Source organism: Streptomyces sp. NPDC058001 (genome assembly GCF_042886315.1).
Taxonomy (GTDB): Bacteria; Actinomycetota; Actinomycetes; order Streptomycetales; family Streptomycetaceae; genus Streptomyces.
Genome location: NZ_JBHVQT010000023.1, coordinates 40,533 through 66,781, shown reverse-complemented (window position 1 = coordinate 66,781; position 26,249 = coordinate 40,533). Strand labels below are relative to the sequence as shown.

21 protein-coding genes are annotated in these 26,249 nt (G+C 69.0%); 18 read left to right on the top strand and 3 right to left on the bottom strand.

The features are described 5' to 3' along the window. The first annotated feature begins 1 nt into the window (after position 1). From ACFVT5_RS40715 to ACFVT5_RS40695, 5 genes are read left to right on the top strand one after another with little or no spacing between them, the layout of a single operon-like run. Entirely contained in the window at positions 2–1,498 is a 1,497-nt protein-coding gene (locus ACFVT5_RS40715) for a class I adenylate-forming enzyme family protein (RefSeq protein ID WP_389899068.1), read from the top strand. Further along, on the top strand, positions 1,485–2,390 hold the full coding sequence (locus ACFVT5_RS40710; RefSeq protein ID WP_389899065.1) for an ArgK/MeaB family GTPase: 906 nt from the start codon (positions 1,485–1,487) through the stop codon (positions 2,388–2,390). The genes ACFVT5_RS40715 and ACFVT5_RS40710 overlap by 14 nt, the downstream gene beginning before the upstream one ends. Next, a complete protein-coding gene (locus ACFVT5_RS40705; RefSeq protein WP_389899062.1) occupies positions 2,378–4,066 on the top strand; it encodes a methylmalonyl-CoA mutase in 1,689 nt (562 codons plus the stop codon). The genes ACFVT5_RS40710 and ACFVT5_RS40705 overlap by 13 nt, the downstream gene beginning before the upstream one ends. A gap of 13 nt (positions 4,067–4,079) precedes the next feature. After that, complete coding sequence (locus tag ACFVT5_RS40700; protein WP_389899059.1) at positions 4,080–4,511, top strand: cobalamin B12-binding domain-containing protein; 432 nt, start codon at positions 4,080–4,082, stop codon at positions 4,509–4,511. Beyond that, positions 4,508–5,614 carry a P1 family peptidase gene (locus ACFVT5_RS40695; RefSeq protein ID WP_389899056.1) on the top strand — a complete coding sequence of 369 codons (1,107 nt, stop codon included), beginning with the start codon at positions 4,508–4,510 and terminating at the stop codon, positions 5,612–5,614. The genes ACFVT5_RS40700 and ACFVT5_RS40695 overlap by 4 nt, the downstream gene beginning before the upstream one ends. Positions 5,615–5,629: 15 nt before the next feature. On the opposite strand, the gene ACFVT5_RS40690 is transcribed toward ACFVT5_RS40695, so the two are convergent. Together ACFVT5_RS40690 and ACFVT5_RS40685 are read right to left on the bottom strand one after the other, a co-directional pair. Then, complete coding sequence (locus tag ACFVT5_RS40690; RefSeq protein WP_389899053.1) at positions 5,630–6,565, bottom strand: GntR family transcriptional regulator; 936 nt, start codon at positions 6,563–6,565, stop codon at positions 5,630–5,632. Positions 6,566–6,723: 158 nt separating this feature from the next. Beyond that, positions 6,724–8,685 (bottom strand): prolyl oligopeptidase family serine peptidase, encoded by a 1,962-nt coding sequence (locus ACFVT5_RS40685; protein ID WP_389899051.1) that lies wholly within the window; start codon positions 8,683–8,685, stop codon positions 6,724–6,726. 263 nt (positions 8,686–8,948) lie between these two features. Between ACFVT5_RS40685 and ACFVT5_RS40680 the strand changes: the two genes are divergently transcribed. The 8 genes from ACFVT5_RS40680 to ACFVT5_RS40645 are packed head-to-tail and all read left to right on the top strand — an operon-like array spanning position 8,949 to position 21,265. Then, positions 8,949–10,610, top strand: coding sequence for an ABC transporter substrate-binding protein (locus tag ACFVT5_RS40680; RefSeq protein WP_389899048.1), 1,662 nt, complete (start codon positions 8,949–8,951; stop codon positions 10,608–10,610). Beyond that, entirely contained in the window at positions 10,607–11,569 is a 963-nt protein-coding gene (locus ACFVT5_RS40675; protein ID WP_389899046.1) for an ABC transporter permease, read from the top strand. Before ACFVT5_RS40680 ends, ACFVT5_RS40675 begins: the two co-directional genes overlap by 4 nt. Then, positions 11,569–12,450: an ABC transporter permease gene (locus ACFVT5_RS40670; protein WP_389899044.1), complete on the top strand. Its 882-nt coding sequence runs from the start codon at positions 11,569–11,571 to the stop codon at positions 12,448–12,450. The genes ACFVT5_RS40675 and ACFVT5_RS40670 overlap by 1 nt, the downstream gene beginning before the upstream one ends. After that, complete coding sequence (locus ACFVT5_RS40665; protein WP_389899042.1) at positions 12,447–14,306, top strand: dipeptide ABC transporter ATP-binding protein; 1,860 nt, start codon at positions 12,447–12,449, stop codon at positions 14,304–14,306. Before ACFVT5_RS40670 ends, ACFVT5_RS40665 begins: the two co-directional genes overlap by 4 nt. Beyond that, positions 14,303–16,624, top strand: a complete 2,322-nt coding sequence (locus tag ACFVT5_RS40660; RefSeq protein WP_389899039.1) for a DPP IV N-terminal domain-containing protein — start codon at positions 14,303–14,305, stop codon at positions 16,622–16,624. The genes ACFVT5_RS40665 and ACFVT5_RS40660 overlap by 4 nt, the downstream gene beginning before the upstream one ends. 5 nt (positions 16,625–16,629) lie before the next feature. Next, positions 16,630–18,543, top strand: coding sequence for a S9 family peptidase (locus ACFVT5_RS40655; protein ID WP_389899036.1), 1,914 nt, complete (start codon positions 16,630–16,632; stop codon positions 18,541–18,543). Continuing rightward, positions 18,540–20,033 carry a S10 family peptidase gene (locus tag ACFVT5_RS40650; RefSeq protein WP_389899034.1) on the top strand — a complete coding sequence of 498 codons (1,494 nt, stop codon included), beginning with the start codon at positions 18,540–18,542 and terminating at the stop codon, positions 20,031–20,033. Before ACFVT5_RS40655 ends, ACFVT5_RS40650 begins: the two co-directional genes overlap by 4 nt. Continuing rightward, positions 20,030–21,265 (top strand): amidohydrolase family protein, encoded by a 1,236-nt coding sequence (locus tag ACFVT5_RS40645; RefSeq protein ID WP_389899031.1) that lies wholly within the window; start codon positions 20,030–20,032, stop codon positions 21,263–21,265. Before ACFVT5_RS40650 ends, ACFVT5_RS40645 begins: the two co-directional genes overlap by 4 nt. Here ACFVT5_RS40645 and ACFVT5_RS40640 read toward each other — a convergent pair. Then, entirely contained in the window at positions 21,249–21,404 is a 156-nt protein-coding gene (locus tag ACFVT5_RS40640; RefSeq protein ID WP_389899122.1) for a hypothetical protein, read from the bottom strand. The genes ACFVT5_RS40645 and ACFVT5_RS40640 overlap by 17 nt on opposite strands. Between ACFVT5_RS40640 and ACFVT5_RS40635 the strand changes: the two genes are divergently transcribed. Genes ACFVT5_RS40635 through ACFVT5_RS40615 form a run of 5 tightly spaced genes read left to right on the top strand, consistent with a single transcriptional unit; the run spans position 21,339 to position 26,249 of the window. Beyond that, positions 21,339–21,521 (top strand): DUF5522 domain-containing protein, encoded by a 183-nt coding sequence (locus ACFVT5_RS40635; protein ID WP_389899117.1) that lies wholly within the window; start codon positions 21,339–21,341, stop codon positions 21,519–21,521. The genes ACFVT5_RS40640 and ACFVT5_RS40635 overlap by 66 nt on opposite strands. After that, the gene (locus ACFVT5_RS40630; protein ID WP_389899028.1) at positions 21,436–22,446 is read left to right on the top strand and encodes a dipeptidase; all 1,011 of its coding nucleotides are present in this window, start codon (positions 21,436–21,438) and stop codon (positions 22,444–22,446) included. The genes ACFVT5_RS40635 and ACFVT5_RS40630 overlap by 86 nt, the downstream gene beginning before the upstream one ends. Then, a complete protein-coding gene (locus tag ACFVT5_RS40625; RefSeq protein WP_389899026.1) occupies positions 22,430–23,338 on the top strand; it encodes an alpha/beta fold hydrolase in 909 nt (302 codons plus the stop codon). The genes ACFVT5_RS40630 and ACFVT5_RS40625 overlap by 17 nt, the downstream gene beginning before the upstream one ends. Further along, positions 23,335–25,215, top strand: a complete 1,881-nt coding sequence (locus ACFVT5_RS40620) for a S9 family peptidase (protein ID WP_389899023.1) — start codon at positions 23,335–23,337, stop codon at positions 25,213–25,215. The genes ACFVT5_RS40625 and ACFVT5_RS40620 overlap by 4 nt, the downstream gene beginning before the upstream one ends. Beyond that, positions 25,212–26,249 carry a dipeptidase gene (locus tag ACFVT5_RS40615; protein WP_389899022.1) on the top strand — a complete coding sequence of 346 codons (1,038 nt, stop codon included), beginning with the start codon at positions 25,212–25,214 and terminating at the stop codon, positions 26,247–26,249. Before ACFVT5_RS40620 ends, ACFVT5_RS40615 begins: the two co-directional genes overlap by 4 nt.

The following is a 26,249-nucleotide window of genomic DNA, read 5'->3' as shown; positions in this document are numbered from 1 at the left end:
AGTGGCCGGGGCCGCAGCTTCGGTCGTCTCCTGGATCGGAGCGGTCGTCCGGGCTCATCCCGGCCGGCCGGCCCTGATCCACGAGCAATCGGTGTGGACCTACCAGGAGTTCTGGGACCGGGCTGGCGCCGTCGCCCGCCGGCTGCTCCAGCTTGGCCTGCGGCCCGGGCAGGCGGTCGGCCTGGTCGGCGCCAACGAGCGCGACTACGTGGTGAACTACTTCGCCATCATGCGCGCAGGCGGCGCGGTCGTCCCGGTCAACCACCGCCTCGACGCCGCCTCGATCACCGAACAGCTCACCCTCGTCGACGCCCGAGTGGTGTTCGTCGGCGAGGTGGACGCGGCCGTGCGGGACGAACTGGCCGTGCCCTTCCGGCTGCTGCCCATGGCCGCCGCCCGGAACGACGCCACCGCAAGCCGCGGCCGCCTGCCCTACATCAAGGCCGGTTCGCCCTGCGCCATCATGCTCACCAGCGGCTCGACCGGGCGGTCGAAAGCCGTTGTGCACAGCCACGGCACGATGCTGCACTGCGCGCAGCAGCTCGCTGGCGTCTTCCCGTACGGGCTCGGCGAGCGCGGCGCCGTCTTCCTGCCGCTGTACGCCTGCATACCGGAGCAGGTGCTGCCGATGCTGTGCACCGGCGGGGCGCTGGAGGTGCTGCCCGGCTTCGACATCGAGCGGGTCGCCGACGCCTGCACCCGCGCGACCTGCTTCGACGCCGTGCCCACCATCCTCAGCCGGTTGATCGAGCACGCGCCACTGCCCAAGCTCGCCCACCTGAAGTGGCTCACCTTCGCCTCGGAGGTGATGCCCGTACCTTTGCTGCGCCGCTGGTGGGAGGAGCTGCCGGGGGTGAAGACGCATCAGTTCTACGGGATGACGGAGGTGGTGACGCTCACCGCCGCCCCCCACCGCCTGCTGCGTGCCGAACCCGGCACCGTGGGGCGGCCCTTTCCCACCACCTCCCTCGCTGTCGAGGACGCCGACGGGGCCACGACGCGCGTGGGCAGCGGCGAGCTGCTGGGCGCCAGTCCGGCCCGGATGCGCGGCTATCACGACGACGTCACCGCGACCAAGGCCGCGCTCACCCCCGACGGCTCCATGCGCACCGGCGACCTGGGGCGGATCGACGAGCGCGGGCTGGTCTTTCTGACCGGCCGCAGCAAGGACATCATCATCTCCGGCGGCATCAACATCGCCCCGGTGGAGATCGAGGACATCGCCGCGCAGCACCCGGCCGTCGAACGCGTGCTTGTCGTCGGCATCCCCAGCGCCCGCTGGGGCGAGACGCCCGTCGTGGTCGCCGTGCCGCGGGCGGGCCGGCCGCTCACCGCCGACGAGCTGCTGCACCACTGCCGGGACCGGCTGACCGGCTACAAGCGACCGACTGGGGCCGGCCTGATCGATACCTTTCCCACCACCGGGATCGGCAAGACCGCCAAGGACGCCGTACGCAAGATGATCGTGGACGGGAAGATCCGCATTGTACGCGTTTGAAGACATCGAGGCCGTCGCCGCCAAGGGCCGCAAAGGACTGTGGGGCCCGCTCGCCCGCTCCGTCACCGTCGTCGAGAACAGCCGGCCGTGGGAGGTGACCGTGCCGCGGGCGGCCGTGCCCTGCCACATCGTCGGCGTCACCGGGCCGCCCGGAGCCGGCAAGAGCACCCTCACCGGCCGGCTGATCGAGTCGTACGCCGACGCCGGGCAGCGCGTCGCGGTGCTGGCCATCGACCCGTCCAGCCCGCTCACCGGCGGCGCGGTGCTCGGTGACCGGCTGCGGATGGAGACCCATCTGTCTGGCCGCCCGGAGGTGTTCGTGCGCAGCCTCGCCAGCCGCGGCTCGCACGGCGCGGTGGCCGCGGCGACCCGCAACATTGCGCGGCTGCTGGAGCTGTCAGGGCTGTTCGACGTCGTCCTCATCGAGACCGTGGGGGCCGGTCAGACCGAGGTCGCCATCGTCGACGTCGCCGACACCGTGCTGCTGGTCACCGTGCCGGGTCTCGGCGATGCCGTGCAGTCCATCAAGGCGGGCCTGATGGAGGTCGCCGACGCCTTCGTCGTCAACATGGCCGACAGGCCCGGAGCGCGCGAGACCGTACGGCACCTGCGGCTGGCCGCGGGCCGCGCGAGCGCCGTCTACGAGACGGTCGCGACCGAGGGCGAGGGCGTCGAGAAGCTGCGGTCGGGACTCGCGGACCGCTGGCAGCGCCTGCTGGCCCAAGACCGGCTACAGCAGCTGCGGCAGCAGAAGTGGGGCTCGGACGCTGCCCTCACCGCCGAGGCATGGGTGGCGGAGGTCGCCGCAGCCCTGGACCTGGAGCCGCAGGACAGCATGCACCACTCCGTGAACAGGATATTGAAGGAGGCGGCGGGCCGATGGGCGCAATGAGCGACGACGCCAGGAACTGGGACGAGCGGGTCGAGACCTGGGAGCGGGAGCGGGTAGCCGCGGACTACGAGCGGATACCGCGCCGCCGCAAGGAGTTCACGACGCTGTCCGGCGCCCCGGTCAAGGACATCTACACTCCGGCCGATCTCCGCGGCCTGGACCCGACGGCGGACATCGGGCTGCCGGGCGAATATCCGTACACCCGGGGCGTGCACGCCACGATGTACCGCGGCCGGCCCTGGACCATCCGCCAGGTCGCCGGCTTCGGGCAGGCCGAGGACACCAACAACCGGTACAAGTACCTGCTGAAGACCGGGCAGACGGGCCTTTCGACCGACTTCGATCTGCCTACGCTGCTGGGTTACGACTCCGACCATGAGATCTACCGCCGCGAGGTCGGCAGGATCGGCGTCGCCATTGACACCGTCGTCGACATGCACGCGCTCTTCGACGGGATCCCCCTGGACGAGATCTCGACGTCGCTGACCATCAACCCGTCCGCCGCGGTGCTGCTCGCCATGTACCGCGTGGTGGCGGACGAGCGGGGCATCCCCGGCCACGCGCTCAACGGCACCACGCAGAACGACATCCTCAAGGAGTACATCGCCCAGAACGAGTTCATCTTCCCGCCGCTGCCGGCCGTGGAACTCGTCGTCGACACCATGGAGTACGGCGCCGACGTGATGCCGCGCTTCAACCCGCTGAACGTCTGCGGCTACCACATCCGCGACGCCGGGGCCACGGCGGTCGAGGAGGTGGGCCTGACGATCAGCAACGCGCTCTGCTACCTCGAGCACGCCGCCGCCCGCGGCATCGACCCCGACCGGCTCGCGCCCCGGGTGTCGTTCTTCTGGGACGTGCACAACAACTTCTTCGAGGAGGCAGCGAAGCTCCGCGCGGCCCGCCGCATGTGGGCCCGGCTCACCCGCGAGCGGCTCGGCTGCAAGAACCCGAAGTCGTGGCTGATGCGGGCGCACTGCCAGACGGCAGGGGTGTCCCTCACCGCCCAGCAGCCGATCAACAACGTGGCCCGGACCGCGATCCAGGCCCTGGCGGCGATCCTCGGCGGCACCCAGTCGCTGCACACCAACTCCCTGGATGAGGCGCTGTCCATCCCGTCGGAGAGCGCCATCAAGATCGCCGTACGCACCCAGCAGATCATCCTGCACGAGACCGGCGCCGCTGACGTCGTGGACCCGCTGGGCGGCTCGTACTACGTGGAGTCGCTGACCTCCCAGATCGAACAGGACGCTCTCGAACTCATCGAACGGATCGACGGCATGGGTGGCATGATCGAGGCCGTCGAGAACGGCTATGCCGCCCAGCTCATCGCCGACTCGGCCTGGGAGCAGCAGGTCAAGGTCGAGAGTAATGACGCGATCGTCGTCGGCCAGAACGGCTTCGTCGACGATAACGAGACCCAGGACCTTGAGATCGACCGCCCCATCCCCGGCGTCATGGAGCGGCAGATGGAGCGCCTCGCCGAGGTCAAGCGCGCCCGCGACGACCGGCAGGTGGCCGCGTCACTGCGCGCCATTGAGCAGGCGGCACCCGATCTGCACCACAACCTCATGCCGCTGATCGAGGACGCCGTCCGGGCCCGCGCCACCGTCGGCGAGATCTGCGACGTCCTGCGCGGCACCTGGGGTCATCACCAGCCGTCGACCGTGTTCTGAAAAGGAGCGAGACATGCAGTCAGTCACTGACGGGCGCCCGGAGGCGCCGCTCAAGGTGGTCGTGGCCAAGCCCGGCCTCGACGGGCACGACCGGGGCGCGAAAGTGGTCGCCAGGGCGCTGCGGGACGCGGGCATGGAGGTCGTCTACACCGGCATCTACCAGACGCCGGAATCGATCCTGCGCGCCGTGGTCCAGGAAGACGCCGACGTGCTGGGCCTGTCCAGCCTCTCCGGCGCGCACCTGGAGTACGCCAAGGAGCTCGGCGAGCTGCTCCGGGACAACGACCGCCAGGACGTGCTCTTCGTCCTCGGCGGCACGGTGCCGCCCGAGGACGCCGAAGTCCTCAGCGGCTACGGCGTGCACGCGGTCTTCGGCCCGGGCACGCCGACGGCCGAGCTCGTCAAGTACATCAAGGCCAACGCGCGCCGCGTGGGCGCGGCATGAGAGCCCGGGACCTCGGGATCATCATCGGCGAGCTGCCGACCGGGCCGTACAACGCGATCACCGACGTCGCCGGCGTGCGGGTCGGTCACCGCACGGTGGTCTCCGGCGACGGGCCCCTGAAGGTCGGCAGCGGGCCGGTGCGGACGGGGGTGACGATCATCGAGCCGCGGCCTGCGGTCTGGAGCTCGCCCGTCTTCGCCGGCTCCCACCGGCTCAACGGCAACGGCGAGATGACCGGTCTCGCGTGGGTTCGTGAAAGCGGACAGCTCACCACACCGATCGGCCTCACCAACACCCACTCGGTGGGGGTCGTGCGCGACGTGATCGTCGGGCAACTGCACCGCGAGCGGGGAGACGACGAGCTGTACTTCCACCTCCCGGTCGTCGCCGAGACCTACGACGGGATTCTCAGCGACATCAACGGCCACCATGTGTCTCAGGAGCATGTGGACGCTGCCTTCGAGGCGCTCGCAAGCGGCCCAGTGGAGGAGGGGGCAGTCGGCAGCGGAACGGGCATGATCTGCCACGAGTTCAAGGGCGGCATCGGCACTGCCTCGCGGGTGGTGGCGGCCGGCCGGAGGGATTATGTCGTGGGCGTGCTCGTCCAGGCCAACCACGGGCGCAGGCGGCGGCTGCGGGTCAACGGAGCGCCGGTGGGCGAGCGCATCCCCACCGACGTCGTGCCCTCCCCGTTCGACGAGGCACGCCGGGCCATGGCCGGCAGCGGATCCATCATTGTGCTCATCGCCACCGACGCGCCCCTGCTGCCGCATCAGTGCGAGCGGCTGGCCCAGCGCGGCGCCCTGGCGATCGGGCGGACCGGCGGCACAGGCGAGAACAGCAGCGGAGACCTGCTGCTCGCCTTCTCCACAGGCAACGACGGACTGCCCACCGTCCGCCTGGGCCCGGCGGCCGAGGGCGAGATCAGCGTCCGCACGGTCAGCGACACGGTGATCGACCTACTCTTCGACGCCGTCATCGACAGCACGGAGGAGGCCATTCTGAACGCCATGGTGGCGGCCACCACCACGGTCGGCCGCGACGGCATCACTGCGCACGCCCTCGATCACGACATGCTGCGTTCGGCGCTCGACGATCGCTGACCAGCCCTGCTGGGCTCAGGCGTCGGAGTCCTGCGCGCCGCCCCGCTTGGCGGCCTGCATGTCACTGACGACCTCGACCACCATGCGTTTGGACGCGGCATCCAACACGTTCCCGAACTCGATCACCCGCACCCGGCCCTCCAGGCTCTCCTTCAGATGCGGCATCTCGCTCGGGATGACGACCAGGTCCGTGCCCTCAAGATCCTCGTCCTCGGTGCCGTGCAGAACCTTGATGTTCTTGATGCCCGCCTGGGTCAGCGAGTCCTGGACACTCAGAGCCTGGTCGTCGGTGCGGTACCAGATGCCGACCGTCCGCTTCTTCGACACGGACGCGATCTGCACCAGCGTCTGCACATGCGGCGCCACAACGATCGCGACCACGTCACTCTTGAGGCGGCGGAACAGGCCGCGGACCTCGGCCAGATGGAAGAAGGTAGTGAGGACCAGGTCGGCCTGCTCCTCCTGTGCCTCGAACGCGCCGAGCACCAGCGGCTTTACCTTGAAGCCGAGATGCCCCTCGAGTTCGCTGGCGAAGTACTTGGCCCGGTCGTCATTGCATTCGATGAACGAGACCTTGAGGAGGTTTTCCTCTGCGCGCATGGCAAGGCCCGTGACCAGCGACTGGATCTCGGCAGCGGACAGGCCGAGGTTGATGCATTCCATGGCCGCCGTCTCGAGGATGTTCCGTGCCTGGTCGCGGGCCGGTGACGGCGTCTGTTCCGGGCCCGGGCCGACCACCCGGGTGCCGCTGCGGCCGTGGCTCTCGGCCAGGCCGAGCTCGCTGAGCTGCGCGTAGGCGCGGGCGACCGTGTTTCTGTTGATGTGCAGGTTGTCGCCCAGCAGCCGTGCGCTGGGAAGGGTCTGCCCCGGTGCGAGATCGCCGGACTCGATCATGAATGACAGCTGCGTGACGATCTGCCGAAAGATGGGCACGTCGGAGTGACGGCTCACGTGAAGGTTGTCCACCAAAGCTCGGCTCTCCTCTGCTCAACGCTGCCCCGTCCCCATGTACACCGGGCGCGTGCAACCCACAGGTCAACACAGTGCCGGTGTGAGCAGCATCGTCCTATGCTATTCAGCTGAGATCGCTAGGACAAATGGCCTGGATCTCATGCGTCATGCGGAGTGTCCAGGTTCAGGTGCCGAGTGAACCAGTCCATGATCCGCCGGCTCACGTCGATGACGTGTTCCCGCTCCGACATCCCGTGCCCGGCGCCCCGGTACGTGACCAGCTCGCTCTCGCATCCTGCGGCGGCCAGCCCCTGGTAGAACTCCTGCGCCTGGCCCAGCGGACAGGCCAGATCGGCGTCGCCGTGGAGCAGCAGGGTCGGTGTACGGCAGCCGCGCACGTACATGACCGGCGACCGGTCGAGGTGGGGCCCAGCCGGGTCGTACGGATCGCCGTCCAGGAAAATCTCGTCGAATCTGCCCACATTCGAAGTGTTGTGGAAGCTCAGCCAGTTCATCAGCCCGGAGATCGGCACCGACGCGGCGAACACCTCGCTGCGCACGGCCGCCCACGCGGCCATGAACCCGCCGTAGGAGAGCCCGACGATTCCCACCCGATCCCGGTCCACCAGGCCCGTATCGACGAGCGAGGCCACCCCGGCCTCCAGGTCCGCAAGGTCGCCGCCGCCGAGGTCGCCGATGTTCGCGGCCATGAACTCCCGGCCGCGACCGGTGGAGCCGCGGGGGTTGGGCAGCAGCACCGCGCAGCCGGCCTGGGCCAGCAGCAGCGCGTCGCCGCGGTGTGCACCCTGGGCGAAGGTCGAGGTGGTGGCGTTGGTGGGGCCGCCGTGCGCGACGACGACGAGCGGCAGTGACTCGGACGCCCGGTCCGTGGGGAGGAGCAACAGCCCGTGGACTTCGGTGCCGTCGCCGGCCTTCCAGCGGTGCACCGACTCCCGCGCCGGCGCGTAGCCGGCAAGCGCGGCATTGACCGCGGTGAGCGGCTGCCAGTCCGCGCCCGGCCGCAGCTCCTGCAGTTCCGGTGGCTGGTCGTGTGCCTGTCGTACGGCCACGATGGTGCCGCCGTCGTGACTGCAGTCCGCCCTGACCTGGTAGGTCCGGCCGAGTGTCGCCCGCCCTCGCCAGCTCTCGTCCACCTGCCAGGCGTGCGACTCGCGGCGCAGAAATCCGCAGGCGGTCTCGACCGACGCGATGCCCACCCAGAACAGCCGGCCGTCCCGCGTCCAGCGCAGCCGCGTGACATCCGCCTCGTGCGGCGGACGCTCGACCGACCCAGTGGTCAGGTCCAGGACGGTGATGTCCCCGGCCAGCAGCGCACGGTCGCTCTGCGGTGCCTCGACGAAGGCAAGGGTGCGGGCGTCGTCCGATATGACGGGCGACTGCAGCTGCCAGGTGGGAGTGTGTACGGTCCGTGCGGTCCGCGACTCGATGTCGAGGAGCGCCAGTTGGGCGTCGTACCAGCCGTTCTCGCCGGGCTCCACCGAGACCACCGCGGCGACCGGGCCGCGGCCTGTCCATCCGAATTCCCACACGGTCAGGTTGTCGGGGCTGACCTGCATGACCGTGCCCGAGGCCAGGTCCACCCGGTACAGCCGCCGCCATCCGGTGGCGGGGCGGCGGACGGTCCAGGGCGTATCCTCCTCGTCCTTGGGTGCGAACCGGACGCCGCCGCGGGCGTTGCCCGTATCGGAGCCGTCGTCGGCGGTGCACACGAGCAGCGCGGACTCGTCGTCGGCCCAGGCAATGTCCTCGACGACCCCGGGCAGGGCGCTGAACTTCCGTGGCTTGGTGGCTGCTTCGGCACCGGCGAGCGGCAGCACGTACAGCCGCCACAGGCCCGGCTGCTCGCGGTCCGAGGCGAAGGCCAGGAGGCGTCCGGTGGGGGAGATCCGGGGGGTGAGGTCCACGCCGGGACCGGAGGTCACCGGGCGGGCCTGGCCATCGCCCTGGACCACCAAGATCTCCGAGCGCGGGGCCGCTCCACGCGCCGGGGCGGGGTCGTGGACCACCCCCGCGCGGATCGCCCCGTCGTCGGACACCTGCGGGTCGGTGACGGCTCTGATGGTTGCCAGGTCCTCGGGAGTGAGCGGTGTTGACGGCACGTTCGACCCTTCCTTCGAGCGGGCACGCTAGCGCTTCGGGCGCCGTATGGCTGCCCGTAGAGGCCAATTTAGATGCCCTTAACTAGGCTATTGACGGCTGGAAGTTGGCCCAATGATACTGGCCCATGCCATAGGTGCAGGCTGGTTGATGCAAATGATCCCCGCCCGCGCAGCGACCGCGGTTCAGCACAGGCGGCCGGCCATCCGGCGCGAGCCGCGTTCACCACTGACTCACCGGCACCCCAATCGAACCCGGAGTCACCATGAAGTCCGATGTGAACGGCCCAGCAAGACGGCGCCTTTTGCGCCCGGCTGCGCTGGCGGTGGCCGCCCTCGTGGCGATAGGGGCCGCGGCCTGCACTGACAACTCCCCGGATGCCGGCGGAACGGCGGGTAAGGCCGGTGACGCGGTGAAGAAGCGGACCGTGGGGCCCGGCAAGCCAGAGTCGGACAAGAAGATCCCGCAGCTCAAGGTCGGCATCCTCGGCCAGGTGCCCACCCTGAACCTCAAGAAGGGCATCGGCGCCGGTCTCTACACCAACACCCTGGGCCTGGAGTCGCTGCTACGGGTCGGCCCCGGCGGCGAACTCGAGCCGTGGCTGGCGACCAGCTGGAAGCAGACCAGTGACACCGTCTACGAGTACACGTTGCGCGAGGGCGTGAAGTTCTCCGACGGCACGCCGTTTACCTCCGCCGATGTGAAGTATTCCTGGGACTTCTACCGCGACCAGGGCAGCCGGCGCAGCCACTACTACGCCAACGTGGACCACATCGAAACCCCGGACGAACACACGGTCAAGGTCATCCTCAAGTCGCCGACCGCCTCCTTCAAGTACACCCCGGCGATGTTCTGGTCGGTCATCTTCCAGAAGAAGTTCGCTCAGGCGCACCCGAAGGACTTCGGTCAGCCGGGCACCCTGCTGGTGGCCACCGGCCCCTGGAAGTTCGACAGCCTCAACCCCACCAGTGGCATGGAGCTCTCGGCCAACCCGTACTACTGGGGCGGTAAGCCGCCCATCGAGAAGATTTCCGTCAAATCCTACGCCGACGACAACAGCATGGCCCTGGCCATGCGCTCCGGCGAGATCGACCTGTCCCCGGGGATCGGTTCACCGAAAGGCTTCAGCGCCACCGCGGGCAAGAACACCGTCACCACGGTGGCGACGTGCGCCACCACCTTCCTCAGCATGCCGACCAAGACGGCACCGTGGGATGACATACACGTCCGCCGCGCCGCCGCGTACGCCATCGACCGCAAGGCCGTCATCGCCTCCACCCAGGGCCGCGCCGGCGCCCCGCTGAACACCCTCATCTCGCCGCTGCTGCTGGATCCGCTGGGCAGCAAGGACGAGGTCGACAAGGCGCTGGGCACCGTCCCCGTCTACGAGCACTCCGTCGCCAAGGCGAAGGCCGAGCTGAAGAAGTCCAAGGTGCCCAACGGCTTCAAGGACACCTACGTGAGCCCCACCTCGATCGCCGCCACCGGCGAGGTCATTGTCGACCAGCTCAAGAAGATTGGCATCAACCTCAAGCTGCAAAAAGTCGCCGACTCCGCCTTCGCCGCCAGAGCCACCGGGCCCGCGGACCAGCGGCCGGTGACCGCCTCCGAGACCGGTGCGTGTTCCCCCGACCCGAGCTGGGATGCGATCTTCCTCGGCAAGGCGAATACCGCCAAGGGCGGCCTGAACATCGCCAACTACACCCCGCCCGAGGTCGACAAGCTCCTCGCGGACGGCCTGGCCACACAGGAGCCGAAGAAGCGTCTGCAGATCTACACGGATCTGCTCAAGCGCCTCGGCGAGGACGTCCCGTACGTGCCGCTGTACGCCGAGGGCAACCACTACGCGTCCCCGAAGTACGACATCGCGGGCTATGACAGTTACTGGATGAACAGCCCCTGGGCGCTGAACGTGGTGCCCAAATGAACCTGCAGGGAATCGCATGGTTCATCGCCAGACGGCTCGGCGCGATGGTGGTGCTGATGGTCCTGCTGTCCTTCGGCGTCTTCTCGCTGACCTACCTCGCGCCCGGCGACGCCGTCGACGCGCTGCTCGGTGGCAGGCAGAGTTCACCCGAACTGGTCGCGCAGCTGCGCGCGGAATACCACCTCAACGACCCGTTCTTCACCCAGTACTGGATCTGGGCCCGCGACGCCCTGCACTTCGACTTCGGCGACTCGGTGCAGACCACCCTGCCGGTCACCGACGAGATCACCGCCCGCCTCGGCGCGTCGGCCTTCCTGGGCATCTACGCGTACCTGCTGACCGTGCTGTTCGGCGTCATCCCCGGCGTCGTCGCCGCACTCAAGCAGCGCAAGGCGCTGGACCGGGGCCTGGTGGCCGGGGCCGTCGTCACGCTGAGCACGCCGCCCTTCGTCCTCGGCATCCTGCTGCTGTATCTCTTCGCGGTGCTGATGCCGATGTTCCCCGCGGCCGGCAAGGGCGAGGGCTTCATCGACATGCTGTGGCATCTGACGCTGCCCGCGGTGGCGCTCTCCCTGACCATCGCGGCCTTCATGCTCCGCCATACCAGGGCCTCGATGATCGCCGTCCTGGACCAGGACTACGTGACCTTCGCCAGGGCGCGCGGGCTGGCCTGGCGCCGGGTGCTGCAGCGGTATCTGCTGCGCAACGCCCTCATTCCCGTGATCACCGTCAGCGGCGTGCTGCTGTCGTACTTCGTCACCGGCGCCGTGCTCGTGGAGACCACCTTCTCGCTCGGCGGCCTCGGTGAACTCCTGGTGCGCTCGGCGCAGGACAGCGACCTGCCCATGATCCAGGGGCTGACGCTGCTCATCGCCGCGGTCATCGTGCTGGCCAATCTGCTGACCGACCTGACCTACATGGCGATCGATCCCCGGATCCGATACGAAGGGCGCACCTGATGGCTGAGGGCGTTGTCGCCGTAACCGAGACCCGTAAGGCCACGGCCGAGTCGGCGGCGAAACGGCGCCGGCGGATGCCGGTCCCCATCGTCATGTGCTGCGCCCTCCTGGGCATCGTCGTCGTCATGGTGGTGTTCGGCCCGCTGCTGACACCGCACGACCCCGGGGCGCAGAACGCCCTGGCCGGGTCGGCCGGGCCCAGCGCCGAACACTGGCTGGGCACCGACGCGCTGGGACGGGACGTCTTCTCCCGGGTGATCGCCGGGGCCCGGTCCGCCATCCTCGGCCCGTTGCTGATCGCGGTCGCCACCATGGTGTGCGGCAACCTCCTCGGCCTGCTCTCCGGCTACCGCGGCGGCCTCGCCGACTTCGTGATCATGCGCTGGGTCGACCTGATGGTGGCCATGCCCGCGCTGCTGGTCATCATCGTGGTGGCGGGCGCGCTGGACGGTGGCTACTGGATGGCCGTCGCCCTCCTGACGGTGCTGTCGATCCCCTTCGACGCCCGGGTGATCCGTGCCGCCGCCCTGGAGCAGAACCCCCGGCCGTACGTGGAGGCCGCCAAGACGCTGGGGGTGGCGGACCGGCGCATCATGTTCTTTCACATCTGGCCCAACATCGCGGCGACGGCGTTTGCGAACACCTTCCTGCTCTTCGCCGGGGCGCTGATCGCGCTCTCCGGGCTGTCCTTCCTTGGCCTCGGCGCCGAACCGGGCACCCCGGACTGGGGCCAGATGCTCTCCGAGAACCAGGCACTGCTGTTCGCCAACCCCATCGCCAGCATCGCCCCCGGACTGGCGATCGTCCTCGCCGCCACCGCGACGAACCTGGTCGGCGACTGGACCTTCGAGAAGATCTCGAGCCGAGGAGCCACCCGTTGAACCCCACCACCGAACAGCCACAGCCTCCGGGTGCACCCGTCCTCAGCGTCAGCCGCCTCAAGATCGGCCGCGCGGGCCAGGGCGCCGCCGGGGCCATCGTCTCGGCCAACGAGTTCACCCTCGCGGCGGGCGAAAGCCTGGGCATCGTCGGCGAGTCCGGCAGCGGCAAGTCCATGACCGCCAAGGCCCTCACCGGGCTGCTGCCGCCCGGCGTGGAAGCCAGTGGCGTCGCCGAATACGGCGGCCGCAACCTCCTCGAATTCGCCGAGCGCGACTGGCGCACGATCCGCGGCAGCGAGATCGGCACCGTCATGCAGGACCCCTTCACCATGCTCAACCCGGTGATGCGTATCGCCACCATCCTGGTGGAGTCCCTCCCCCCCGGCCGCCGGCTGACCCGCGTGGAGAAGCGGGAGGAGGCCGTCCGCCGGCTCGCCGAGGTCGGCATCAACGATCCCTCGGTGGCCGACCGCTATCCGTTCCAGCTCTCCGGCGGCATGCGCCAGCGCGTCGCCATCGCCGCCGCGCTCGCCCGCGACCCGAAGGTGCTGATCGCCGACGAGCCGTCGACGGCACTGGACGTGGTGACCCAACGCGAGGTCCTCGCCCTCATCAAGCGGATCCAGCAGGCCCGCGGCATGAGCCTGATCCTCATCACCCACGACCTGCGCGTCGCCTTCGCGACCTGCGACCGCATCCATGTGCTGTACGCGGGTTCGCTGGTGGAGGCCGCCGCGGCCGACGACATGCAGCGCGAGCCGCGGCACCCGTACACCCAGGGCCTGCTGCTGTCCGAGCCGCCCGCCGACCGCCGGGTGCGCGGCCTGGTGGCCATCCCCGGCTCGGTGCCCGCGGCCGGCGAGGTGCAGGACTGCTGCCCCTTCGCCGCCCGGTGTCAGTGGGCGGCGCCGGAGTGCCGGGACGGCATGCCGAAGCTCGACGTGGTCGCGGACGGCCACGAGTCGCGCTGCGTCCGGCTTCCCGGGATCCGTACGGAGATGGCGGAGATACGGGCCCGCGCGGCCGAACCCGCGCCGTCGCTGCCCGACGGCCGCCACGGCCCCGCGCTGATCGAAGTCGACCACGTCGAGAAGGCATTCACCAGCGGCAACCGCACCGTCCGCGCCGTCGACGACGTGACGCTGACCGTACGCGACGGGGAAAGCGTCGGCATCGTGGGCGAGTCGGGGTCCGGGAAGACCACCCTCGCCCGGATGCTGGTCGGCCTGGAGACCCCGACCGGCGGCGACATCCGCATCGACGGCATCTCCGTACGCAGCTGGCGCGCCCTCAGCGACCGCGACCGGCGCAAGCTGCGCAGGACCGTGCAGACGGTCTTCCAGGACCCGTACTCCAGCCTCAACCCCATGCGGTCCATCGGCTGGACGCTGAAGGAAGCCATCACCACACACGCCGACGACGCGGTGGATGTCACAGGGCAGGTGGGCGAGTTGCTCACGTCCGTCGGCCTGCCCCGGGACTACGCCCAGCGCCGGCCCGCCGCCCTCTCCGGCGGCGAGCGGCAGCGCATCGCCATCGCCCGCGCGCTGGCCGCCGGCCCCCGCCTGCTGATCTGCGACGAGCCGGTATCCGCCCTCGACATGTCGGTGCAGGCGCAGATCCTCAACCTCCTGGAGCAACTGCGCACCGACCGCGGCATCAGCTACCTCTTCATCACCCACGACCTGTCGATCGTCCGGCAGGCATCCGAATTCCTCTACGTGATGAACAGCGGCCGGGTCGTCGAATCCGGCCCCACAGAGGTCGTCCTCGACAGCCCGGAACACGCCTACACCGGCGAACTCCTGCGCTCCATCCCGCGCACCGACGGCAACTGGCTCAGCGCGCCCGCATGACCGAACACATGCTCGCCCCGACCGACGACCAGGAGAAACACGCCGTGACGTCCGATCTGCACGCCCGGTACACGAAGGCCGAGGCACTGCTGCCGCACAACCTGAAGAAACTGATCCAATCCCCGCACGTGAGGCCCAACTGGATCCGGGACACCGAGACGTTCTGGTACCGCAACCGTACGAACGAAGGCGTTGCATTCGTTCTGGTCGACGCGCAGGCGGGAACAAGGCGCTCGCTGTTCGACCGCGTGAGGCTGGCGGAGGCGCTGAGCGGCGTCGTCGAGAAGAAGCTCGATCCGGCGGACCTTCCGATTTTCGAGATTGAATTCCTCGACGGTGCGATCCGCGTGGACGTCGAGAAGCAACGCCTCGAAGTCTCCCTCGATTCCTACACCGCGACCGTCCTCGGCCCGGCACCGACGGGGGAGAAGCGCTCACCGGACGGTCGCTGGGCGGTAGGCCGCCGCGACCACAACGTCTACATACGCGACACCACCACCGGCGAGGAGCGGCAGCTCACCACGGACGGTGTCGAGGCATACGCATACGCCTCGCCCGCCGACGCGACCGCCTCCCAGGTCATGCAGGAAAACCTCGACGTCACAATGCCGCCGCTGATCGTGTGGTCGCCGGACTCGACCCGTTTCATCACCCACCGCCTCGACCAGCGGGATTGTGCGCTGATGCACCTCGTCCGCTCCGCGCCATTGGACGGGGGCCGTCCGAAGCCCATGACATACCGCTACTCGATGGTCGGTGATGAGAACCTCGCCACCGCGGAGTTCATGGCCTTCGATGTGGCGACCGGCGAGATGACGCAAGCGAAGTGCGAGCCGGTGCTGATGCCGTACGTATCGCCGATTCAGCTCGACCAGTGCTGGTGGAACGACGGGGGGACGAAGGCGTACTGGCTGGCCGGCGACCGCGGTGAGCGGACGGTTCGGCTGTACGAGATGGACCCCGGCACCGGAGAGACCGCGGTCCTCGTCGAGGAGACCAACGAGACGACCATCCAGTACGGCCCGCACTTCTTCGACCGCAACGCCAGGGTGCTGGTCTCGGGCGAGGTGCTGTGGTGGTCGGAGCGCAGCGGCTGGGGCCACCTCTATCTCTATGGCACAGATGGCACAGTCGCCGCGGTCACATCCGGCGACTGGCTGGTGCGCAGGGTCGTCGCTGTGGACGAGGAGGCACGCCGCGTCATCCTCACCGCGTCCGGTCGCGAGCCCGGCGCGGACGTCTACTTTCAGGAGCTGTACTCGGCGCCGCTCGATGGCGGCGAGATCACAACCATCACCCGGGACGGCCTCGACCACGACGCGCGGCCGTCGCAGTCGGGCAGGTACTTCGTCGACGTCATGTCGCGCCCCGACACCCCCGCCGTCTCGGTTCTGCGCGACGGCACCGGCGCCGTGGTGATGGACCTGGAGCGGGCAGACGCATCCGCACTCTTCGCAGCCGGGTTCACGCCGGCCGAGCGCGTGGTCGTCAAGGCGGCCGACGGCACGACGGACCTCTACTGCTCGGTCTACAAGCCGCACGACTTCGACCCGGCGAAGAAGTATTCCGTGGTCGACGAGATCTACCCGGGCCCGCAGATGGGCGCACTGGCGCACCGCTTCCCGCTCTCAGGCGGAGTCATGGCCGCCGAGCGCAGCGGGCCACTCTTCGCCGCCCTCGGCTTTGTACACGTCGCGGTCGACCACCGCGGGACACCGCTGCGCGGCAAGGTCTTCCAGGACCACGCCCGCCTCGTCGGCGACGGGCAGTACATCGACGACCACGTGGCCGCCATCAAACAACTCGCCGACTCCCGTCCCTGGATGGACCTGGACCGGGTCGGCATCTTCGGTCACTCCGGCGGCGGCTACGCCTCTACGCGGGCAATGCTCCAGGAACCCGGATTCTTCAAGGTCGCGGTGTCCTCGGCCGGGGACCACGACGACGGGACGTACCACGCGTGGTGGGGCGAGAAATACTTCGGCCTCGTCGACGAGTTCGACTTCGCCGCACACGCCAACGCACCGCTCGCCGAGAACCTGAGCGGCAAGCTGCTCCTGGCGCACGGGGAAATGGACGACAACGTCACCCCACACCTGACGATGCGGCTGGTCGACGCCTTGATCAAGGCAAACAAGGACTTCGACCTGCTGATTGTCCCGAACGCGGATCACCGCATGCTCGTGCGCCAGGCGTACTGGTTGCGGCGCCGCTGGGACTACTTCGTCCGCCACCTGATGGAGGAGACGCCGCCGGTGTACCGCATCGCCGACATTCCGTTGGACCCGGAATCGCTCGCCGATCTCCTGGGCGGGTGAGCGACATGGCGCTGCCCCCCTACATTCCCGCCGAGACCTTCTTCGCCGACCCCGAGTTCTCCGGTGCCTCGATCTCCCCGGACGGCACACGCCTCGCCTACCTCGCACCGATGCACGGGCGGACCAACGTCTGGGTGCGCGGCATCGACGAAGATCATGCCGACGCCGAATGCGTGACCCACGACGCGCGGCGCGGAATCAAGACCTACTACTGGACCGACGACCCCCGCTGGCTGCTGTATCTGCAGGATACCGACGGCAATGAGGACTGGCACCTGTACCGGGTGGACCTGCAAGCGCCCGAGCAGCCGGCGGTCGACCTCACCCCGATGGACCCTGGGTCCCGGGTGACGGGCGTGCAGCTGTTGACATCACGGCCCGGCAGCGTCCTGATCTCAGCGAACCCTCGGCCCTTGACCTTCGATGCGTTCCGCATCGACATCGCCACCGGCGAGATGACGCTGCACCGGAAGAACCCCGACCCGAAGAGCACCCTCTTCTTCGGCCCTGCCGGCGAAGTCTTCTCGGCGTCGCTCGCCGACGACCGCGAGTGGGAGTTCCACGCCGTCGACGAGACGGGCGCGACACGGCTGATCACTCGGTGGCCCGGCGCGGAACACCCGATGGGCGTTAGCCCGATGCGCGTCACGCCCGACGGCAAAAGCCTCCTCATCGGTGGCTGCCTGGACTCCGACGACATGCTACTGCTGCGCGTGGACGTCGAGACGGGCGAGGTGACGACCTTCGCGGCCATGGAGGGCCACAGCCTGTGCATCTTGGGGGAGGTATCGCCCACGGTGCCACCCACGCTGTTCCTCAGCCGCAGGACGGGCGCGGTCCTCGCGGCCCGCTTCGTGGCCGGACGGCCCGAGATCGTGCCGGTGGACCCCTACTTTGCCGAGGTGTACGAGGCGCTGTCCAAGCTGTCTGACGGCGTGCTCGCCTCGGTGTCCTCGGACGAGTCGGAACAGCGGTGGGTGGCCACCTTCATCCACGACCGGGAACCAGGTCTGACGTACCTCTATGACCACGGCACGGGGGAGAGCCGTCTGCTGTTCCGGCCGTACCCACGGCTGAACCCCGACCATCTCGCACCGATGAGGCCGGTCGGCCTGCGGGCACGTGATGGGCTGCCGCTGCACGGCTATCTCACCCTGCCCACCGGCGTCGAACCCCGCGGGCTGCCGCTCGTCCTCAAGGTGCACGGCGGGCCCTGGCTCCACGACTCCTGGGGCTACGACCCCCAAGTACAGTTCTTCGCCAACGGCGGCTATGCCGTCCTGCAGGTCAACTTCCGCGGCTCATCGGGATACGGGAAGCGGCACATCACCTCCGCAATCGGCGAGATGGCCGGTGCGATGCACGATGACCTCATCGACGCCGCCAACTGGGCCGTAGAGCGCGGATTCGCCGATCCGAAGCGCCTGGGCATCTACGGCGGCTCCTATGGCGGCTACTCCGCGTTGGTCGGCGTCACCTTCACACCCGACTACTTCGCCGCCGCAGTGGACTACGTCGGCATCTCGAATCTGGCGAACTTCATGCGCACACTGCCGTCCTTCGTCAGGCAGCAGCTTGCCAACAGTTGGCACCGCTACGTCGGTGACCCCGACGCCCCGGCGCAGGAAGCCGACATGCTGGCCCGCTCGCCCATCACCAAGGTCGACGAGATCCGCACGCCGCTGCTGGTGGTGCAGGGCGCCAACGATGTACGGGTCGTGCAGGCGGAGGCCGACAACATCGTCGCGGCGCTGCGGGAAAGAGGCGTGCTTGTCGAATACCTGGTCGCCGAGGACGAGGGCCACGGATTCCAGAACCCCGAGAACCTCATCACCATGTTCCACGCCATTGAGCGCCATTTCGGCACCCACCTCGGTGGCCGTACCGCAGCAACCCGAACGAAGGAGCAGCAGGCGTGAGCAATGACGAACAGAAGACCAAGTCGGACTACGAGCCCCCGCGCGGCGCCTCGACCACCGGGAAGTGGAACGACATCACGTACACGGCGACGGCCGAATGGTTCGTACTCCGCAAGAAGGAAAAGCCCACCGCAGAGGTCTTCTCGGTCGCGTATATCGCGCAGGACGCCGGGCCGGAACGGCCCGTGACCTTCGTCTTCAACGGCGGTCCCGGCGCCGGCTCCGCGTATCTGCACCTGGGCGTGGTCGGCCCGCAGCGGGTGCTCTTCCCGGCGGACGGCTCCATACCGAAGCTGCCGCCGCAGCTGGAGCACAACGAGGACTCCTGGCTGGCCTTCACCGACATCGTGCTCATCGACCCTGTCGGCACCGGCTTCAGCCGCGTGATCGAGCCGGACGATGCGAAGAACGGAGCCGACAAGCCGAAGGACGGCCCGGACCACGACCCGCACCAGTACTTCGGCACGGTCCGCGACCTCGAGGCGATGTGCGAGTTCATCAGCGGCTGGCTGTCGAAGAACCGCCGCTGGGGCGCACCGCTGTTCGTCGCCGGCGAGAGCTACGGCGGGTACCGGGCCGGGCGGCTGACCCGCATGCTGCAGGAGCAGCCCGGCGTCGGCCTGAACGGGGTCATCCTCATCTCGCCCGCGCTCGAACCCGCCTTTCTCGCCACTGGGATGGGCTGGGGCGACTACGCGGTGGAGCCGTGGATCGACCTCCTGCCGACCATGGCGGCCACCGCCGCGCACCACGGCCGCTCGCGCGCCTTCAAAGCCGAGGGCCCGCTCGAGGATGTGCTGCGCGCCGCGGAGGAGTTCGCCACCGGCGACTACGCCAGCTTCCTGACCCGCGGCGTCGCGATGCCGGCGGAGGACCGCGACCGGGTGATCAACCGCTACGCGGACCTCACCGGGCTCGACCCGCGCTTTGTCCGGCGAGCCGAGGGCCGCGTCAACGTCCACCGCTTCAAGAAGGAGCTGCTGCGCGACGAGAGCAAGGTCGTCGGCGCCTACGACGGGACGATTCTGGCACCCGACCCCTTCCCCGACCGTGACCCGTACGAGGGCGCCGACCCGACGCTGACCGCCATGTACTCCGTCTATACGGCCGCGATCAACAAGCATCTGCGGTCGGAGATCGGCCTCGAGACCCACCGCGAGTACAAGCTGCTCAGCACCGACGTCATCATGAACTGGAAGAACGACGAGGCCCCGTTCTACCTCCAGGGCTGCCCGGGCGCCGTCGACGACTTCCGCTACGGCATGGCGATGAGCCCGCACACCCGGGCGTTCATCACCCACGGCTGGTACGACCTGATGACGCCGTACTACACGAGCGACCGCATGCGGAATCTGATGCGCCTCGACGAGTCGGTCGCCAATCGTCTGACCGTGCGCCACTTCGGTGGCGGCCACATGTTCTATGCCTGGCAGGAGAGCCGGCATGCCTTCTCCGCAGCCATCGCCGCGTTCGTGGCTGAGGCGACATGACCGAGCTGATCGTCCATGGCGCCACCCTCCTCGACCTGGAGTCCGGGGAGCTCATTCCCGGATCCTCGGTCCGCGTCTCGGGGGAGCGGATCGTGGAGGTGGCGCCCGGGGCCCGGATCACCGGCGACGCCCCGACGCTGGACGCCGGCGGCAGGACACTCATGCCCGGGCTGATCGACGCCCATGTGCACGCCGCCTTCACCACCCTGGACATGCCGGCGATGGGTCGACGACCGGCGTCGCGTATCGGCATTGAGGCCGCCGGGCTACTGGAGGCCATGCTGCGGCGCGGGTTCACGACCGTACGCGACGCGGGCGGACTCGACCGCGGGGTCGCCGACGCGCTCGACGCCGGGTTGGTCAAGGGCCCGCGGGTCTTCCGCTCCGGCCGCGTGATCAGCCAGACCGGCGGCCACGGCGACCTCGACCCGGCGCCGAACGAGCCGAAGCTGTGCGCCTGCCACATCCACAGCAACTGGTTCGCCCACGTAGCCGACGGCGCCGACGCGGTGCGCCGCGCGGTCCGCGAGGAGCTGAAGAACGGCGCCCAGCAAATCAAGATCATGGCGAGCGGCGGGCTCTCCTCCCCGACGGACGCCGTCGACATGGTGCAGTACACCCCCGAGGAGATACGGGCCGCCGTGACCGAAGCGGCGTCCCGGCACACCTACGTGCTCGCGCACGCTTTCACCCCGGCGGCCATCGTGCAGGCCGTGACCGCGGGCGTGCGGTCGATCGAGCACGGCCTGCTGCTGGACACCGCGTCCGCGCGCGTCATGGCCGAGCACGGGGCGTTCCTCGTCCCCACGCTGGTGACCTTCGACCGGCTGGCCGAGATCGGCCACTGCTGGAACTACCCCCGGGAGAGCGTCGAGAAGCTACAGGCCGTGCTGACCGCCGGAACGAGCGCGATCCAGGTGGCCCTCGACGCCGGCGTGCGGGTTGGCTTCGGCAGCGACCTGCTCGGCGAGGCGCACCCGGCGCAGAGCCGCGAGCTGCTGCTCAGGTCCCAAGTGCAGTCCCCGCTGGACGTGCTCAGGTCGGCCACCGCCGTGAACGCCGAGCTGTTGAACCGCCCCGGCGAGCTGGGCACGCTCGCTCCCGGCGCCCTCGCCGACCTGCTGCTCGTGGCCGGGAATCCCCTGGAGGACCTGTCCGTACTGGCCGACTCCGGCAAGGGCATCGAGTTCATCATGCGCGGCGGAGAGGTTGTGCTCAATGGCCTCCCCTGACGCCGAGGTCCGCGTGGCCCACGCCGCCGCGGTCGAGGCGGGCGAGGCCGGCTATGCCGACCCGGCCACCGGCCTGTTCGTGCTGACGGCCGTCTTCCTGGAGCGGCGCGGCCGCTGCTGCGGGCGGGGCTGTCGGCACTGTCCCTACCGAGCCGCACCGAGGAGGCCACGTGATCAACAGCTATGTGGGCGGCGTCATCTACGACGTGATGGCGCACCATGCGATGCCGGGCAACCATGCGACCGTCCTGCGTGACACGTACATCCCGCGCTGGCGGGCGGGAAAGCTCGACGCCGCCGTGGTGCAGGTCTCCAACTGGCGCGCGACCGGCATGTACTTCGCCGAGATCGCCCGCTCCGAAGGGGAGATCACCTACTGCAAGACCCGGGCGGACTTCGACAACCGCCCGGACGGATCCTTCGGGCTCTTCCTCTCCCTGGAAGGCCACGGCGAACTCGCCGGCGACCTGGAGGCGCTGTACGCGCTCGACGAGCTCGGCGTCACCACCTTCACCTTCTCGCACAACCTGCAGAACCTGCTGTGCACCGGCAGCAACGAGCGCTTCGGCGAGGGCGGCTTCAGCCACCTCGGCAAGCAGACACTCAAGGAGCTGGAACACACCTCCCTGATGGTCGACCTGGTGCACATGTCGCGGGCGTCGTTCTGGGACGCCCTCGACCTCTACGACGGCGACCTCTTCGTCTCCCACTCCAACGCCGACGCGCTCTGCCCCCACCCCCGCAACCTCACCGACGACCAGATCAAGGCGGTCGCCGAACGCAACGGCGTGGTCGGCCTCAACACCTTCCGAGGCTACGTCTCGCCCGACCCCATGACGGCGACCGTCGACGACCTGCTCGACCACGTCATCCACATCTATGAGCTCGTCGGTCCCGAGCACATGAGCATCGGCGCCGACTACTGCGAATCCCCGGTGGAGATGCTGGTGCCGATCCTGGACATGGTCGACCCGGAGGGCGCCCACGGCATCAAGGGCCGGGCGCGCGAGCTGTACGAGTTCGGCCCCGACGGCATCGAGGACGCCGGGCATCTAGGCAACCTTGCCGCCGGCCTCGCCGAGCGCGGGCTGAAGCCGGAGGAGATCGACCTCATCTGCGGCGAGTCGTATCTACGCATGCTGGAGCGTGCCCGACCGAGTGGGAGTGAGCACATTGACTGACGGCTGGGAGTACGACCTGGTGCCGCAGCCGGACGGCCGGCTGACCGAGATCATCACCTACGGCATCGGGACCAAAGGCACGCTGCTCGTCCACGCGGGCACCCCGGGTGGCATCACGCCGAGGAAGCCGTTCGCCGACGTCTGCGACGAGTTCGGCCTGCGCTACGTCATGGCCGCGCGGCCCGGGTACGGCCAGAGCTCGCCGCGCCCCGGCCGCGTGATGGCGGACATCGCCGACGACATCGCCGGCGTCATGGACCACCTGGGCGTCGACACCTTCATCAGCATGGGCGGCTCCGGAGGCGGCGGCAACGTCCTCGGCTGCGCCGCGCTGCTCCCAGAGCGCTGTGAGGCCGCGGCCGCCCTGGTCAGCCCGGCTCCGATAGACGCGGCAGACCTCGACTACTACGCGGGCATGGGCCCGGAGAACGTCGAGGAGTGGAGGCTCGCCGAACAGGGCCGGGCGGCGGTCGAGCCCTGGCTGAAGAAGACGGTCGCCGGCTGGGGCGAGATCACCGCCGAGGACTTCGTGGCCACCTACCGCGGTTCGCTGCCGCCGGTCGACCAGGAGCTGTGCACCACGGAGTTCGGCGACATCTTCATGGCCAGCCTGCGGAAGGCGACTTCCACGGGCGTCGAGGGATGGCTGGAGGACGACCTGGCCCTTGTCACGCCCTGGGGGTTCGACCTCGGCTCGATCACCACCCCGGTCACCATCTGGACCGGAAAACTCGACCTACTGGTCAGCTACGAGCACTCCGTCTGGCTGGCCCGCGCCATCCCCGGCGCCGATCTGCACGTCATCGCCGAACACGGGCACCTCAGCGTGCAGCACGTGTACCTGCGGGACGTCGTTCGCGACCTGCTCCGCAAACGGAAGGGAAGGCCATGACCCCCGCACCCGTCATCCCGATCGAGGACTTCTTCAAGAGCCCGGTCGCCACCGGCGGATCGATCTCCCCGGACGGCACGGAGATCGCCTACCTCGCCCCGGAACAGGGCCGGATGAACGTCTGGATCCGCGGCGTCGGCGCCGACGACGCCGTGTGCGTGACCCACGACCACCACCGCGACGTGCACAGCTACCACTGGACCGACAACCCACGCTGGTTGCTCTACACCCAGGACGGCGACGGCGACGAGAACTGGCACATCTTCCGCGTCGACCTTGAGAACCCGGACGCCCCCGCGGTGGACCTCACCCCGTTCCCCGGCGTCCGCACACTGGACTTCTGGCTGCCCGGCGGCCTCCCCGGCACCGTCGTCGCCGTGCTGAACCGCCGCCGGTTCGACTTGTTCGACGTGCACCGCATCGACATCGCCAGTGGTGAGGTCACCACCCTCGCCGAAAACCCAGGCCATATCGGAGACTGGCTCTGCGGCAGGAACGGCGAGCTGTTCGCGACCGTCATACCGACCACCGGGGGCCATGAGATCCACGCCTGGAACCCGGACACCGGCACTTCCCGGCTGATCACCGCGTATGACGGCGCCGACCTTCCGATGGGCCTCACCCCGACCGACGTCACCCCCGACGGCACTGGCATCTGGATCGGCTCCAACCGCGACAGCGATCTCATCCGCCTGGTCCGCCTCGACGTCGCCACCGGCAAGGAAACGGTGGTCGACAGCCACCCGGAGTACGAGCTCGACACCCGCGGCCGCGTCCATTCGATGTTCCCGTCCCCGCTGATCCTCAGCGAACGCACCGGCGAGATCCTCGCGGTCCGCTACCTCGGGGCGCGTCAGGTCATCCACGCCCTCGACCCGCACTTCGCCGAAGTCCACGAGCAACTGGCCCGGCTGTCCGACGGGGACCTGGCCTTCGTTTCCTCCGACAGGAGTGAGCGGCGCTGGGTGGTGAGCTTCACCCACGACACCGACCCAGGTGTCACGTACTACTACGACCATGAGACGGGCGAGAGCCGCGAGCTCTTCCGCCCGTACCCGCACCTCGACCCGGCCGCGCTGGCCGAGAAGCGGCCGGTCGCCTTCACCGCGCGCGACGGGCTCAGGGTGCACGGCTACCTCACCCTGCCGATCGGCGTCGAGCCCACCCAACTGCCCCTGGTACTGCACGTGCACGGCGGCCCCTGGTTCCGCGACGGCTACGGCTACGAGCCCCGGGTGCAACTGCTCGCCAACCGCGGCTACGCCGTGCTGCAGATCAACATGCGCGGCTCGTCCGGCTACGGCACGGCGTTCACCCGCGCCTCGATGCACGAGTTCGCGGGCCGGATGCACGACGACCTCATCGACGGCGTCGACTGGGCAGTCAAGCAGGGCTACGCCGACCCGGATCGCGTCGGCATCTTCGGCGGCTCCTACGGCGGCTACTCCGCCCTCGTGGCCATCACGTTCACCCCGGACGTCTTCGCGGCCTCGGTCGACATGTGCGGCATCTCCAACCTCGCAAACTTCATGCGCACTCTGCCGGGGTTCGCCCGTACCCAGATCGGTAACAACTGGTACACCTACGTCGGCAATCCGGACATCCCGGAAGAGGAAGCTGACATGCTGGCCCGGTCGCCGATCACCAAAGTGGACCAGGTCCGCACGCCGCTGATGGTCATCCAGGGCTCCAACGACGTCCGCGTCGTGCAGGACGAGTCGGACCTGATGGTCGAGGCGGTACGAGCCCGCGGCGTGGAAGTCGAGTACCTGGTCAAGGCGGACGAGGGCCACCGCTTCCAGAACCCGGAGAACCTCATCGACGTATACCGGGCGATGGAGCGCTTCCTCGCCCGCCACCTGGGCGGAGCACTATGACATCACCGCACGACGGGGCCCTGGTCGCCGACCTCCACAACGACCTCATCCTCCTCGTCGACCACTTCGACCGCCGCGGCCGGCCGGACTACTTCGGCGAGTTCTGGCTGCCGGAGCTGCGCGCCGGCGGTGTGAACGTCCAGGTGCTGCCGGTCTTCATCGACGAGCAGTTCCAGTCCGAGGGCGCGCTGCGCCGCACGCTGCTGCTCATCGAGCGCATCCACCGGCTGGCCGAGCAGTATCCGCAGCTTGCCGTCTGCCGCACCGGCGCCGACATCGCCCGGGCGACAGCCGATGACCGGATCGCGCTGGTCATCGCCCTCGAAGGCGCGCACGCTCTCGGCCAGGACCCGGAGCTGATCCGCACGATGGAGCGGGTTGGCGTGCGGGTGGTGTCCCTCGCTCATATGGGCCGCACCATGCTCGCGGACGGCAGCGGTGTCGACGACTCGTCCTGCGGCGGGCTCACCCCGCAGGGCCTTGAGGTGCTGGCGGAGATGGAGCGCCTGGGCATCGTTTTCGACCTCAGCCACCTCGGCATCGCCGGGGTCGAGGACGTACTGGAGCATGCCCGTCGGCCGCCGCTGGCGACGCATTCGGCCTGCCGCGCCGTCACCGACATCCATCGCAACCTCAGCGACACCCAGCTCAAGGGTGTCGCCAACCTTGGCGGTGTGATCGGCGTGGCGGCGGCGATCCCGCCCTTCATCGATCCCGGCCTGCCCACGGCGGCCCGGGTGGTGGACCACATCGAGTACCTGGCCTCGGTCACCTCGATCGATGCCGTCGCGCTCGGCCCCGACTTCGTGGACGACTACTTCCAGGAGGTCTACGGCGGTTGGCCGACCCTCCCCGGGATGGAAGGGACCTGGGGCGCCAGCGAGATCCAGCGGCCCTCGGACCTCCCCCGTATCACCGAGGAGATGATGACCCGGGGCTTCTCGGACGCCGACATCAAGAAGGTGCTCGGCGGCAATGCGATGCGGGTGCTCGACGAGGTGATGGGTGTCCCCGCAGCGGATTCAGTGCCGTAG